At 50.7% G+C, this 15,177-nt stretch carries 10 protein-coding genes; all 10 read right to left on the bottom strand.

What is annotated here, in order from left to right:
- Window positions 1–14: 14 nt before the first annotated feature.
- The 10 genes from ACQ4MZ_RS10430 to ACQ4MZ_RS10385 all read right to left on the bottom strand — a co-directional run bounded on the left by ACQ4MZ_RS10430 (window position 15) and on the right by ACQ4MZ_RS10385 (window position 15,136).
- Window positions 15–1,031 carry a FecR family protein gene (locus ACQ4MZ_RS10430; protein ID WP_430844816.1) on the bottom strand — a complete coding sequence of 339 codons (1,017 nt, stop codon included), beginning with the start codon at window positions 1,029–1,031 and terminating at the stop codon, window positions 15–17.
- 70 nt (window positions 1,032–1,101) lie between these two features.
- Window positions 1,102–1,767, bottom strand: a complete 666-nt coding sequence (locus ACQ4MZ_RS10425) for an RNA polymerase sigma-70 factor (RefSeq protein WP_430844814.1) — start codon at window positions 1,765–1,767, stop codon at window positions 1,102–1,104.
- Between the two features lie 175 nt (window positions 1,768–1,942).
- Entirely contained in the window at window positions 1,943–3,655 is a 1,713-nt protein-coding gene (locus ACQ4MZ_RS10420) for a GMC oxidoreductase (RefSeq protein WP_430844812.1), read from the bottom strand.
- A gap of 114 nt (window positions 3,656–3,769) precedes the next feature.
- A complete protein-coding gene (locus tag ACQ4MZ_RS10415; RefSeq protein ID WP_430844810.1) occupies window positions 3,770–4,291 on the bottom strand; it encodes a gluconate 2-dehydrogenase subunit 3 family protein in 522 nt (173 codons plus the stop codon).
- Window positions 4,292–4,530: 239 nt separating this feature from the next.
- On the bottom strand, window positions 4,531–5,772 hold the full coding sequence (locus ACQ4MZ_RS10410; RefSeq protein WP_430844809.1) for an MFS transporter: 1,242 nt from the start codon (window positions 5,770–5,772) through the stop codon (window positions 4,531–4,533).
- Window positions 5,773–5,915: 143 nt separating this feature from the next.
- The gene (locus ACQ4MZ_RS10405) at window positions 5,916–6,404 is read right to left on the bottom strand and encodes a lipocalin family protein (protein WP_430844807.1); all 489 of its coding nucleotides are present in this window, start codon (window positions 6,402–6,404) and stop codon (window positions 5,916–5,918) included.
- Window positions 6,405–6,513: 109 nt separating this feature from the next.
- The gene (locus tag ACQ4MZ_RS10400) at window positions 6,514–8,157 is read right to left on the bottom strand and encodes an FAD-dependent oxidoreductase (protein WP_430844805.1); all 1,644 of its coding nucleotides are present in this window, start codon (window positions 8,155–8,157) and stop codon (window positions 6,514–6,516) included.
- 90 nt (window positions 8,158–8,247) lie between these two features.
- Window positions 8,248–10,299, bottom strand: a complete 2,052-nt coding sequence (locus ACQ4MZ_RS10395; protein ID WP_430844803.1) for an FAD-dependent oxidoreductase — start codon at window positions 10,297–10,299, stop codon at window positions 8,248–8,250.
- 24 nt (window positions 10,300–10,323) lie between these two features.
- A complete protein-coding gene (locus tag ACQ4MZ_RS10390; RefSeq protein ID WP_430844801.1) occupies window positions 10,324–11,763 on the bottom strand; it encodes a RagB/SusD family nutrient uptake outer membrane protein in 1,440 nt (479 codons plus the stop codon).
- 37 nt (window positions 11,764–11,800) lie between these two features.
- Window positions 11,801–15,136 carry a TonB-dependent receptor gene (locus tag ACQ4MZ_RS10385; RefSeq protein ID WP_430844799.1) on the bottom strand — a complete coding sequence of 1,112 codons (3,336 nt, stop codon included), beginning with the start codon at window positions 15,134–15,136 and terminating at the stop codon, window positions 11,801–11,803.
- Window positions 15,137–15,177 lie beyond the last annotated feature (41 nt).

The raw sequence follows: 15,177 nt of genomic DNA, 5'->3' as shown, positions 1-15,177 counted from the left end.
GTGGTTTGGAATAATTAATTGTTCATTAAAAGGATGCTTGTGCCGTTCTGCTCGACCCGGAGATCAAGCACTTCCGAAATCGTTCTCAAAAGTTCGTCCGCATTTTTGGTCTTGAAATTGCCGGTTATTGAGCGCTGGGCGATGTTGGAATCGGAGAGCATTACTTTCTGTCCGAAATTTTCCTCAATCATCGCGAGTATTTCTTTTACTGGCGTTCCGTTGAACACGTAGCGCTGCTCCGTCCAGGGAGCGAATGTTTTGACATCCTGCTTTTTTTCGAGTTGCACCGCGCCTGCCTGATCGAGAAAAGCGAGGTCGCCCGGCTCCATCATGACTTCCCTGCGGCGGTTATCCTGCGAATAGTCGATGCGCACGCTGCCGGATTTCAATGCTACCTTCGTGCCTCTTGGCCGGGCAAACACGGAGAATGTGGTCCCAAGCACTTCCACCTGAAACTTCTCGGATGTCTTCACCACAAAGCGTTTGTGGTCAATCGTATGGCTTACCGAAAACTCGGCCTCGCCTTCCAGCACCACTTCCCGCACATCGCCCCAGAAACCCAGCCTCGGCACTTTCAGTTTGGAGTTCGAATTCAATGCTACGCGACTTCCGTCTTCGAGGTACACGTCGGTGGTCTGACCGTAAGCTGTCTGGTACGATTTGTATTGTATCGGCTCACGAAACCACCAACCGCAACTCACGAGCAGCGTTACCGACGCCGCCGCCACCCAAAACCGGTTGCTTCGCCTGGCAAACCAGGAAGGACCCCCACCATCATCCTCCCCTTCCTCCTTCTTCCATTCTCCTTCCTCTTCCAGCGTCGAATTCAGCCGGAGAAGCAGATTTTCGAGCGCAATATCCTGGTTGGGGACGAACTGGGGCGACTGGGTTTCATATTCCAACAGCCACCGGTGGAATGTTTCCGCGTTCTCTTTCCGCACGATCCATTCTTCCACGAGTTGCCTTTCGAGCGGATTAGCCCGCCCGCTCAGGTACTCGAAAAGTGTGTATTTCGATATAGTTTTTTCCATTTCTGTTCGGTTTACAACGTTGACAAGGCCCATTCGGAAGGGCCTCCTGACCGGCTTCTCCGGCCGGGTTTCAGAGGATACTCAAAATGGTCAGGCAAAGCGAGATCATCCATTCTCCGTGAAGGGCGGAGCGAAGGTGTTTCAATGCCTTGGAGATGTGTACTTCTACGGTTTTGGGTGAAATATGCAGCTCGTCCGCTATCTCATGGTATTTTTTGTTCTCGAAGCGACTCAGCAGGAACACTTTCTGGCACTGCATCGGCAGCCGGGCGATCACCTCGTTCACTTTGAGAAACAGGTTATTATAATGGATCTCAGCATCAGGCTGCTGATGATACGTGGAGATCGAATGCTCCTCGTTCACTTCGAGGGTGTCTGTCTTGCCAAACTCTCTACGCATATACGTATAGCATTCGTTACGTACGGAGCGGAACAAATAGCTGGTGTACGAAGTTGTGATGTTCTCGTAAGCCTTCGTGCGGTAAAACTGAAAGAACACCTCGCTCACCAGGTCCTCGGCGATTTGTTTGGAATACACAAACCGCACTGCATGACTGCAAAGGGGATTGTAATACCTTTTAAACAGCAGTTCCAGACCCTTTCCCGGGTTTTGCTCGAAAGCCGACTTCAGGAAGGTAGCAGAATCAATCTCACTTACGGGGGCCTTACCTTCGTGTGCAGGGGACACAAATGGCCCAGGGCGCTTCGTTTCCGGGTTAAGCAAAGGATCGTGCATCAGGTGTCTGTTCGTATGTAATAATTAAAAGACTTTCTTGTATTTAAAATCCCTTACCCTTGATTTAAAAAAACTAAAACTTTTTTTAATCATATCTTAACCCAAACCAACCGGATATTAAAAAAGCCGCTATCCTTGCGAATAGCGGCCATTATCAAAAACTAGTTATTTCGGGTTACAAATTCTTCGCCTTCATCTGTTTTACGGCATAGTCGGCCGCGCGGGCCGAGAGCGCCATATAGGTAAGCGAAGGATTTTGTGTCGCGGTCGAAGTCATGCAGGCACCGTCCGTCACGAATACGTTCTTGCAATGGTGAAGCTGGTTCCACTTGTTCAGCAGCGACGTCTTAGGGTCTTTACCCATTCGCACACCGCCCATTTCGTGAATGTCGTTGCCCGGATTACGATGGTTATCGTGTGTTTTTACATTGGTGAAGCCCGCTTTGGTGAACATCTCGCTCACTTGCTCCATATAATCCTTGATCATCTTTTCGTCGTTATCGTCATAATCGACAGAGATTCTCAGTTTCGGCATCCCAAACGGGTCCTTTTCATTCTTATCGAGCATGACATAGTTGCTCTCTTTGGGAATGGTTTCGCCCATCATGTGCGAACCTACGCTCCAATTGCCGTATTTCGTTTCGTGCAATCCGGCTTTCAATGATTCACCCAGGCCACTGCGGTCGTTGTAGGTGTTGCGATTGGCTCCGAAGCCGGCCGCATACCCTCTCAAAAAGTCGGTTTCCTGCTTGTAAACATTGCGGAAACGCGGAATGTAGCCGCTATTAGGACGGCGGCCATCGGTGGTTGAGTCCAGAAACCCTTCGTATTCTCCTGAAACCGTTGCCCGGTAATTGTGGAATGCGATGTACTTGCCCAGCAAGCCATTGTCATTACCCAGTCCATTGGGAAAGCGGCTGGAGACCGAGTTCAGCAATACGAGGTTCGAATTCAACGCGGCCGCATTCAGGAAGATGATATTGGCATAAAACTCGATCATCTGCTTCGTGTTCGCGTCGATCACGCGTACGCCCGAGGCCTTCTGCGTCTTGTCGTCGTAAATGATCGAATGCACCACGGAATGCGGACGGAGCGTCATATTCCCCGTCTTCGCCGCCCAGGGGATAGTAGATGCATTGCTACTGAAATACCCTCCGAACGGACACCCCCGCTCGCACATTACGCGATGCTGGCATTTGGCACGGCCCTGGTCGAGGTGGATCTGTTGGGGCTCCGTAATATGTGCCGCGCGACCGATGATAATGTGGCGGTCTTTATATTGTTTGGAAACTTGCTCTTTGAAATACTTTTCCACGCAGTTCAGGTCATGTGGGGGCAGGAACTCGCCATCGGGTAATGCGTCGATGCCGTCCTTGTTACCGGTAATGCCCGCGAATTTTTCCACGTGACTGTACCAGGGTGCCAGGTCGTCGTAGCCAATCGGCCATTCTACTGCAAACTGATCGCGTGCCGGCCCCTCGAAATCGTATTTGCTCCAACGCTGCGTCTGACGTGCCCAAAGCAGCGACTTGCCGCCTACCTGGTAACCCCGTAACCAGTCGAAAGGCTTCTCCTGAATGTAGGGATGCTCATTATCCTTCGCGAAAAAGTGCATCGACGATTCCTTGAAGTTATAGCAGCGTGCTGCAATCGGGTTCGCATCTGCAATTTCTTTCGGAAGCCGTTCACGGTGCTCAAACTCCCACGGCATCATGTTCGTCGTGGGATAATCCTTGATATGCTGCACATCGCGCCCGCGTTCGAGCACGAGGGTTTTCAATCCTTTTTCGGTCAACTCCTTCGCAGACCATCCGCCGCTGATCCCCGAGCCAATCACAATGGCATCGTAGGTGCGGGCTTTTTTACTATCAATATTAAAATTTGCCATAGTTCGGTTTGATGGAAATAGGGAGGAAGGGAAGAAAGGGAAGATGGAAGAAAGGAAAAAAACAATCAATGACCTAATGACTCAATGACTTATATCCTCCTTCCCTTACTCCTTTCATCCCTTCTTAACAGGTACACACCCATGGTAGCGAGCGGGGATCATTTCGTAGTGGGTAATGTTGGTCATCACGTATTCGGACGTCATATAGCCCTGGATCGTCAGGTTTTTGACCATACTGAAAAAGCCTTTCTGTGCCGTGTCGCTTCCTTTTTCGATATCCGACAGGATTTGCAGGCGCTGCTCCTTGCTCGCATCCACAAACGACTTGCCGAACCGCTGAATGCTCTGCTCATCGATATTCGAAACGCCGCTTGCGAGGCTGGCCTGCGCTTTGGAATCGTAGCAATCCTTCACCATCTTCTGCACAAAATCACCTACGCCCAGCTCTCCTGCGCCCGGTGTGTCGGTTTTGGGGATGATGGTTTCGACGATCATCGTAAGATTTTTAGATTGATCTGCCGATAGCAATCCGCTCTTCGCCACCGCACTCTTGTTCCAACCGGATGCCCAGGAAGGCAAACCCGCCATGGCACCCATGGCCATCGCCATGCTTTTAAGCGCTACGCGTCTCTCCATTTTCGTTTCTATTTTGTTTGAACGTCTTTACTTGTATTGTTTCTTGTCACTCTTTGTCAGGATTTGTCATTGATTGTCATTGATTGTCATTGATTGTCATTGTAAAAAATTTCTTTCTCTGACTATACCCGGCTACCATTGACTACACCTGACCATTCCTGACTACACCTGACTATTCTTGACCATACCTGACTTCTCTTGACTACTCATGACTAACCTTGACCACACCGGCCAAATCGTCACTCCTCGAGGAAGTCGAGATCGCGACCGTGCGTTTCGGGAATAGTGAGAATGCAGAAGATACCTATTGCAAAACAGATCAGTCCCACGAGCGCACCGGCCTGAATGACGGTGAAAGAACCTTTAAAAATAGCAAATAATGTAGTCATTCCCACTACCGTGCCGCGTACCATGTTAGGAACAGTAGTGGCCGCCGTAGCGCGCAGGTTAGTACCGAATTGCTCCGCGCCGATCGTCACGAACATAGCCCAATAGCCGATCCCGAAGCCCAGCAAAGTGGCGATTGTATAGAAAAGCGACGCTGATTTAATTCCCGCAAAAAGGTAAACCAGGCTGAATACCAGTGTAAATAGCATGAGGTAGAAGACCGCCTTCTTGCGCGATTCGAGCCAGTGGCTGATGAACCCGCTGCAAAGGTCTCCGATCGACAAGCCAACGTAGCACCACATAATAGAAAGCCCCGGCTTGATAGGTTCATCGATGCCCAATGCCTTGCCAAACTCGTTGCTGAATGTAGCCAGGATACCGATCACAAACCAGGTAGGCAAACCAATGCCAATGCACCGCAGGTATCGCCCGAGTCTGTCCCTATTGGTAAACAATGCAAAGAAGTTGCCCTTCTCGATATGCTCTTTTTCCTTCAAATCCTTGAAAATCCCCGATTCGAAAACACCGATCCGAAGCAAAAGCAGCGAAATGCCCAACCCTCCGCCGATGAAATAGGCATAGCGCCAGTCGAAGAACTCGACCGTGAAATAGGCCACCACAGCACCCAGCAACCCAATACCGGCCACCAGTGACGTCCCGATTGCACGCAAATGCTTGGGAAGGATTTCGGAAACGAGCGTGATCCCCGCGCCCAGTTCACCCGCGAGGCCAATGCCCGCAATGAAACGGAGCGTTTTGTAAACCGTCACATCCTGCACGAAGCCGCATGCGATGTTAGCGAGGGAATAAGTGATAATGGATCCGAATAGTACGGAAAGGCGCCCTTTCTTGTCTCCGAGCACGCCCCACAATATCCCGCCAATGAGCAGCCCGGTCATCTGCCAGTTCAGAATACTGGCGCCTGTAATGGAAATGTCCGCTTCGGAGAGGCCTAATGCAGCCAGACTAGGCAGGCGCACGATCCCGAAAAGGAGCAAATCATAAATATCTACGAAGTAACCAAGGGCAGCGACAATTACGGGAGCACTGAAAAGGTAGGAAGCGTCTGAGCGCGTTGCTGTGACGGATGACATTTGATTTTCTATGGATTTCATCAGAATAACTTGCAATATTATGCAAATAGCCGGACATAAGCCCGGCTATTCGTTGGTAAATTAATAAAATTTAAAGAGAAAGTTTTGTTTGAACGTTGCCGACTTTCTCTTGCTTTCATTGTCTATATCTTCTTAAATACGATGGTCATTTTGTATTTGACACCGTCTTCCTCTTCCATGGTCGACCATTTCATTTCGGTCGCGCCGGTTTCGAGGTCGAACTCGGTAACATCCGAGCCCTCGGTGAGGACAATTTTTTTATCCTTCACTGCCCATTTCGATGCGTCGTCCACGACGTCAGCCTGGTCGAAGATGTCGTCGCAGCCGACAGGCACTTTCGCGCCGACCGTGCCATTGCTTTTGAAAGTAATTTCGGTTTCCGACAGGCACTTTTTGCCCGTCAATGCTTCGAAATACGCGAGTACATCGGTGATGCCGTTCTGCGCCGGGTCGACATTCATTGCCTTGATTTTCCAGGTACCTTCTACGACATTGCCAGAGGGCGCCTCGGGAGCCGGATCGTCGGAGTCTTTGCTACACGCCAGCATCGCTGCCGCGAACAGAAATAGCATCAGGTAATTGGCCAGATTTTTCATGGATGGAGTTTTCATGGTTGCCTTTTTTAAGTGATAATAATCACGAAATTATGCACTCATTTTTCCATCCGGACATATTACCGAGTGACCGGTAGATTCACTGAGTGACCGGTCACTCCCCGCCTCAAAGTTCCAGTTTCTGCTTGTCTTTCAAAAGCTGCTCCTTCAATTTGGCATAATCGATGTCCTGCACCGCCACTTTATCGTCGATCGCCTGCACCGCAGCAGTGGCCGCACTCTGGCCGAGGATCATGAACACCGGCTCCATGCGGATGGACCCATAGGCAATATGTGAGGCCGAAACGCACACGGGTACCAGCAGGTTTTCACATTCGGCTTTTTTAGGAACAATGGAACCATATGAAATGCTGTAAGGCGTTTTGGGATGCACGCCGATATCGCCCTCATTCTGCACGAAACCATCCTCCTTCACATAGCGCTGTGCATTATGCGCATCGAGCGAGTACGAACCCATACCTACGGATTGTTCCACTGCTTTTTTACCCAGCGTTTCATTCTCGGTCATTACACTTTTCCCTAGCATTCTGCGCGCTTCGCGGACGTAAATCTGGTGCGGCCAGCCGCCATTGTCCTTGAACTCGTCTTTCGGTAAACCCCATTCACTCATCTTGGCGCGCACATCTGCCGGTACCGCCGGGTCGTTGGTCAGGAAGTACATCAGGCCTTTCTGATATACCTCATGCTCCTTGATGATCTCCTTGCGGCGCTCGTACGAGGCATCGGGATAATCGTAGTTCTGCCCAATGAAATCCGTGCTGAACGGGCCGTGGTTGTTCGTATCGGTCTTGCGGTTGGGAATCGGGTCGTATTTGTCAAAAGTTTCGGTCCAGCCAGCCTTGTACACGCGGGCGAGGAGCTCGTATTTGCCTGGGTCGTAGCCTTCCGGTTTAGCAAACGGAATGCGATTATCGGGGTGCGACGAGAGGCACATACGGAAGCAATAGGCCTGGATCTTGTGGTCTCCCGATCCATTTTCAGCGATCTTCTCAGCTGTTACGTAAGGCAGCAGGCCGCTTTTAGGGTCACCTTCCACTTTGTATGGACTAATATTCTTCGCGAAATAATGCCGGTGCTGGAAAACGCCCGCCTGGACACCATTCCATTCTTCATTGTAAACACTGTTCGCTTCGCGTCCCACGTGATACTTTACACCGGCGGCGGCCATGAGGTCGCCTTCGTAAGTAGCGTCGATGAACATTTTGCCTTTAAATGTCTTGCCGCTAAGTGTTTTGAATGAAGTAATGCGCCCCCTCGTTTTCTGAACACCACTTTTGCTCCGGTCGAGCCATTCGTCGCGGTAGATTTGGATATTGTTTTCTTTCACAAAATCCTCGAAAACCTGCTCGGCCACGTGCGGTTCGAAAATCCACATGGTGCGCTCGGCACCGTCCATGGCTACGGTACCCTGCCCTTTGTTGCCGTATTCTTCCTTTTTCTGCCAGTGCCAGCCTTCGGGCTTGTCATAATGCAGGTAAACGCGGTGGTAGAACTCTCGCGCAAGACCGCCGATCACCGATTTGTTGCCGGTATCGGTGAACCCCAGCCCACCCGAGGAAAGTCCGCCTAAATGTCTATCGGGTGAAACTACAAGTACCGTTTTGCCTGATTTGACTACCTGCACCGCCGCCGTAACCGCCGCGCAAGTGCCGCCGTAAACGATCACATCGGCTTCGTATGACTGCGCGAAAGCCGCCCGCGGCATGAGGTAAGAAATAATAATTGCACCCAGTAAGAGTAATTTTTTCATTGAAATTTTATGTTGATTTTAAAATGTTGACAGCCGACTGTTTAATGAACAGGCTCGTCTTTACCTTTATTCGCTGAATGCGAACCACCGTCACTGTTCACCCGTCGGTACAAACAGCACTGCATCGGCCGCCACTGCTCCCGAAGCTCCTTCCGACGAAATGTTGACCGAGGAAGCATCGCCTTTGGGCAGATCGAACTTGCCTACATGGTACCATTCACCCGAAGTTTGCCCTTCGACGACGATGTCCTTTTCCAGCACTGAAATGTTCTTCACCTGGCCGCCCGACTTCACCGAGAGTTTGATTTCCGAAGCCGGTTTGGCCACTTTGGGGAAATAAACGTAAATCTGGTAACTGCCAGGGGCTGTGATTTGAGGCGTAAAAGTAACCGTACCGCCGTTCCGGTCGTTTTCATAGGTTGCCAGGAACGACGGACCGTAACCTCCTTTTTTGACCGGCTGCCAATTTCCTTTAACAGAAACGTTGCTATCCTCATTATCGACGAGAATTTCAGGCGTCTTGCCATTCACGAGCGGGTCGGTTTTGAGCCTCGCCTGCAATTTGGCGATGTCGATCTGCTGCACACTTTTCTTCGAATCGATCGCCATGACGGCCGCGATGGCTGATGACTGCGCAAGTACCATAAACACCGGCTCCATACGGATAGAACCATAGGCAATGTGCGTCGCGGAAAGGCATACCGGCACCAGCAAATTGGTACATTCCTTCTCCTTGGGCACCAGCGAGCCGTAAGCGATCGGGTAAGGGCCGAATCCGCCGACCTCGACATTCCCTTCGTTTTTAGCCATGCCATTGATCACAATGCGCTGGATATTGTGCGAGTCCATGGTGTAAGCCGCCATTCCCACGCCGTCTTTCACCACTTCTTTGCCTTCACAATTCGCCTGGGTCATGACATAACTGCCGATCATCCGGCGTGCCTCACGTACATACAGCTGCGGCGACCAGTTGCCGGTTTCTACGTATTCGTCTTTGGGATACCCCCATTTCAGCATAGCCTCGCGCAACTCCGCGGGTACCCGCGGGTCGTGGCCGAAGAAATAAAGCAGGCCCTTGGTGTAGGTTTCATGCGCTTTGATAATCTCCGCGCGCTTCTTATAATCGGCGTCGGGGTACTCGTGGTTCATGCCGATCATATCGGTCGAGAAACCGTTACGATTGTTAATGTCCGTTTTATTGTTCGGCATTTTACTCCAGATGAAGTAGTCGTTCAGCGCTTTCCGTTCCGGCTGTTTCGCGATCAGGCGTGCGAGCAGCTCGAAATGCGTTGGATCGTAACCTTCCGGTTTGGTGATGGGTACCATATTGTTCGGATCGGAGGTGAGGCAAATGCGGTAGTTGTAAGCCTGCACCTTTTTATCGCCCGTGCCGTTCGGTTCCAGTTTAGCAGGTGAAACACCCCACAGCAGGCCACTTTCTGGCTTCCCTTCGATTTTATAAGGATCAATTCCATCCGGCAACTGGTGTCCTTTCATGAGCTGGACCCCGTTGATCGTTTCGTTGTACTCGCTGTTCGCTTCGCGGCCCACGGTATAGGAAACGCCGGCTTTCGCCATCAGGTCGCCTTCGTAGGTACAGTCGAGATACACTTTGGCAGTAACGGTCCGATTGGTTTTGGCATCCGGCCGAATACTGTTCTCCAAAACAATGGATTTAATCTCCGCTCCCGATTTGGTGGCGCTGATCACCCGGTTTTGGTAGAGAACCTTGATACCCGCTTCGTCCAGATATTGCTGTAAATACTTTTTGGCTACACTCGGCTCGAACGTCCATTGCTCAAACTTACCGTAATGCGTGCCAATGCGACGGTAAAAGTCCCTGGAAAGGCCGGTAATGGCATATTTGTTGCCGATATCGGTGTAGCCCAGTCCACCGGAGGTCATACCGCCCAAATGCCCGCCCGGCTCGATGAGTACCACCGACTTACCCATTTTCCTGGCCGTGTAGGCCGCGATCACGCCGGCTGCTGTCGCGCCGTAAACGCAGACATCCGCCTGCACCGCGGCTCCCCCGGTCGGCGTTCCGGTGGCCGCTTGCTGTCGAACTTCCGACATCCGGAACCCTGACAATACGAATGCAAACAGACAAGCGAACTTAGCTATTGCTATCTTTTTTCTCATTGTTTTTGAAATGATTAAAAATGCTTAATAACCCGGATTCTGATCTTTGGCGGTAATGGCCTTGTTATACAAAATCTCGGAATTCGGGATCGGCCACAGCATGTGCTTTTCCGCGACAACAATGTTTTTTACTTCCAAAATGCGCTGTTTGGCGATCCCTAACCGTTTCAAGTCGTTCCAGCGCTTACCTTCGTACATGGTTTCGTAGCCCCGCTCCTGCACTACCTTGTCGATGTAGCTCTGTAATGTGGCAAAATCAGCGAGTTTAAAATCGACCGTCGAAGCTGTTTCGGCAGGCTTTCCGTAAGCGCGGCGGTGAACCTTGTTGAGGCTTTCGAGACCGTCGCCCGTCGGCTTGCCGTTCGCACGGGCATCCGCTTCTGCGTGGAAAAGGAGCAGATCGGCGTAGCGGTACCATGGGTAGTCGTTGCCGGCACCTCCGGTAGCCAGCGGATCACGGTATTTCCGGTACAACATGGAAGTCGATCCCAAGCCAATATCCACGTTATACAGCATATGATTTTTACGCAAATCCTTGAAATCCCAATTTTTAATCACCGAGTTGGAAACCGAGTCGGTATACTGTGCGTACACGCCGCCCGGGCCATAGTAATTGTACTGGCCAATCTTGCGGTGCGCGTAGCTTACCAATCCGAAGCCTTGCTGGCGGGAATATTTGAAATAGAAAATCTCCTCGCTCGTATTCACCACCTCGGGTCCGTAGATCTTCTGAAAATCCTCCGAAATACTCACCCCTACCAACGAGTACTTCCTGGAATCGATCACCTCTTTCGCCTTCGCCCGCGACTCTTCCCATTTTTCGAGGTACAGATATACTTCGGATAACATGGTTTTCGCAGCCCATTTGGTAGGTCGCCCGATTTCGGAAGGGTTGTCGGGAAGCCCCGCTTCGGCGGCCAGCGCATCTGCGACAATCAGCTTGTAAACATCTTCAACACTCGACCGCGGAATATCGGCTACCGTCATGTTCTCTTCCGTGCGTAGGGGCACGCCCGCCCAGTTACGTACAAGCGCGAAGTAGATCAGTGCACGCATATATTTCGCTTCTGCTACAAATGAGGTTTTTTCCGCGTCCGTCATGCTCGTTCCCTTCGGTACATTCGCAATTACCAGGTTCGCATTCCGGATGGATTGGTAAAAGTTGTCCCAAATCGTAGCTACGCGGTTGATGTTCGTATTATCAAGGCCCTGGTACAAGCTCACGGGCGTTTGCGTACCTCTTGAATTACCATAATCCGCAAGGCCTTCCAGCTGCGCGGGGTAGTTGGTCGACAATGCGGCGTCCAGGCGCATCGGACCGTAGATCGCGTTGACAGCGGCTTTGGCTTCCGCTGCCGTATTATAAAAATTTTCGGAGGCCAGCGACTTGGGCTTCTCTTCCAGAATATCGGAGCAACTCATGCAAACCGCCGCGAAAAACAAACTCGTGAATATCTTTTTCATAATGATGACTTCTCTTTAACCGGTGATTAAACTGACCTTAAAACCCAATTCTAAGCCCTACTGTGGTGGTTTTGGCGACGGGGTAAACATAGTGGTCCACGCCCTGCACGATCGAGTTGCTGCCTCCATACGAGTTCACTTCAGGGTCGTACCATGAGTATTTGGTAAAGGTGATCAGGTTCTGGCCGCTCACATACACTTGGCCATACTTCATCCATTTGATGTGCAGTTTGGTAACCGGCAGATTGTAACTCAGCTGGATGTTCTTAAACCGGAGGTAAGAGCCATCCTCCACGAAGCGGTTGGACATTTGCGCCTGTGAGGAAGTTTTGATGACCGGATATTTCGCATTGGTATTCTGAGGCGTCCAATGGTCGAGATACACCTCGCGCGGCATATTGAGTGCCTGGCCGTAGTCATAGCCCTGCCCTTGCGCACTCAGGTTGAAAATATCGTTACCCTGCGACCCCTGGATAAAGAGTGTCAATTCGAAGTTTTTGAATGACATATTCGAGTTCAGTCCATAGGTGAACTTAGGATTCGGATTGCCAATGATCTGCTTGTCGCCCGCGTCGCGGCTGCCGCTGTTGTTGTAATCTTCATAGGCGATGAAACCTTTGTCGTCGTACCCTTTTTCGACATAACCATAGAACGATCCAAGCGGATAACCCTCGCGGAGGATGTTGACGTTGTCATTCACCGCCGCACCGATGGTTGAACCCAGAATGTCATTTCCGCCATACAGTTTTACAACCTTGTTTCTGTTGACGGACAAGTTGGTCGACACATTCCATTTAAATGCGCCTTCCAGCACTGCCGCATTGACACCGAATTCGAAACCCTTGTTTTGAATTTTTCCGATATTCTGAATGGTGAATGTATAACCCAGCGACGAGGGCAAGGCTACGTTGTTCAGCAGATCTCGGGTGTTTTTGATATAATAATCGGCCGTCACATTCACGCGGTTGTTCCAAAGTCCGAGGTCGATACCGAAGTCAGTTTGGGCTGTGGTTTCCCATTTCAACGAACCCGCGAGCCGCGTACCGGGCGCGTAGGAAGTCATGAAAGCATCGCCAAACACCACCTGTCCCGAGTTCAGTTGGTTCAATGTGAAATAGGGCTGAATGGAGGTGTTACCGGTTTCTCCATAACCGGCCCGCAATTTTAGGTCGGAAATGAATGGGATATTTTTGATAAATTCCTCCTCAGACAAACGCCATGCAAGCGCACCGGAAGGGAAAAAGCCCCATTTTTGCCCTTCACTATACCGCGAGGAGCCATCCGCGCGGAAGCTGGCTGTGGCGAGGATCTTATTGTTGAAAGTATAATTTACGCGCGCCAGGTAGGAAAGCAGTGACCATTTGAGATAAGATGAGCCCGGAACACCCTGGGTAGCCGCTGCACCAATGTCATAAGTTTCCTGATTATCACTGATGAAACCGCTCCCGGAAGCCTTCAAGCCGGTTTGTGTAAAGTTTTGATAAGTAAAACCAGCTACTGCCGATACGCTGTTCTTGCCAAAATCTTTGATATAGCTGATCGTATTTTCACTCAGAATGCTGGTAACCCGCTGCGTTTCGATGGTCGCACTGCCTTTCGAGTTCACGAACTTGGTAGTCGTGTAGGTATCAGTCCGGTCGTCGGTACTTTCGATGCCGGCCAGGGTTTTAATCTGCAATCCTTTGAAAGGTTCGTAGGTGATCGCCCCGTTAGTCAGTATTTTATTCGATTTGATCACATCCGAAAACTGGTACAGGAAGTTCAACGGGTTAGTGATCACATTTGAGCCCCAAGCGTAAGCCTCGGCCAATTTCGAATAGCTGCCATCGGGAAGCGTGGAAGGAATGGTAGGATAACCGGAAAGCATGGCCGACATCAGCGTTCCTCCGCGGTTTCCCCTTTCAGAATTTTTGCGATCGGAATTAATACGGCTCAGCAATGAACTGAGGTCGAACTTGAATTTCTTGCCGATGTCGGAGCTCAGGTTAATGCGCAATGCATTGCGAACATAGTCGCTACCGATCACAATTCCGTCCTGACTGAAATTGCTCGCTGCTACCGAGAAACGTGTTTTTTCATTTCCACCACTTACGGTCAATGCGTGGTTCTGGACCGGCGCTTTCTGAAATACAAGATCCTGCCAGTCGGTACCTTTGCCGAAACCCGCTATCTGATCCGCGGTGAAATGGGGCGCCAGACCGTCATTAGCTGCCTGTTCATTGTAAAAATTGGCATATTCGGTCGCATTCATCAGGTCCAGCTTCTTACGGATGGTCTGTACCCCATAGTATCCATCGTAATCGACACTCACACGACCAGCCTTGCCCTTTTTCGTGGTAATAAGCACCACGCCATTCGCACCGCGCGAACCGTAAATGGCGGTGGCTGAAGCGTCTTTCAAAACCTCAATGGATTCAATATCCGCATTATTCAGCAACGTAGGGTTACCTGAATACGGGAAGCCATCCACTACATACAATGGCTCATTACTTCCCTGAATGGAGTTGATACCCCGCACACGAACGCTGATGGGGCTACCCGGCGCACCGGTGTTTTGCGATACATACACACCTGCGGCACGCCCAGCAAGCGATTGCACGAGGTTAGTGGCCGGATATGCATTCAATTCCGACGATTTAATGGAAGAAACCGAGCCGGTAAGGTCACTCTTCTTGATTTGGCCATAACCGATCACGACGATTTCCTGTAACGATTTATCTTCCAGCATCATGCTCACAGTCAGCTCCGTCTGGCTGCCCAGCACAATTTCCTGCGATTTATAACCTACAAAACTGAAAACCAGCACCGAGTTAGGAGCGCTTGTTTCAGGAATTTCGAGCTGGAAGTTACCGTCGGGATTGGTGGTAGTACCTGTCTGCGTTCCTTTCAGCACAATGCTTACGCCCGGTAGCCCTGTATTCGACTCCCCGTCGAATACTTTACCCGAAACCGTCCTTTTGGGAGCGTTGGCAGGCAAAGGCTGCCCCGCGGGAGCGTCGGGTGTGGCGTGTTCCAGTCTTCGCAGGATGATGATCTTTCCGGAAACTTCGTAGTCGAGCCCCAGCGGCGTCAGAATATGGTCAAGCGCTTCGTACAATGGCTTGTCTTTCAAGGAAACTGTCACTTTCCGGGCCGACTTGATCAGCTTGGAGCTGAACACGAAGCGTACATCGACCTGTTTTTCCACCTGGCTGAGCACCTTTTTAACTTCACTGCCGTTTGCCGTCACCGAAATTTTCTGGCTGAGAAGGGATTGCGCGCTACCTTCACGTGCGTAACCCGTGACGATAAACACCAAGGCAAGCATGAGTTGAGTAGCGGTTATTCGCATGGTCCACAGTAATACCCTACGGTACTTTAAAGGTTTTTTCATAGATTTGATTGTTTTGTAGAATAGGAAATTTGGCAAAACGA

The sequence above is a fragment of the Dyadobacter sp. BHUBP1 genome, from assembly GCF_050587785.1.
Taxonomy (GTDB): Bacteria; Bacteroidota; Bacteroidia; order Cytophagales; family Spirosomataceae; genus Dyadobacter.
This window is presented reverse-complemented; position numbering and strand designations above follow the sequence as displayed.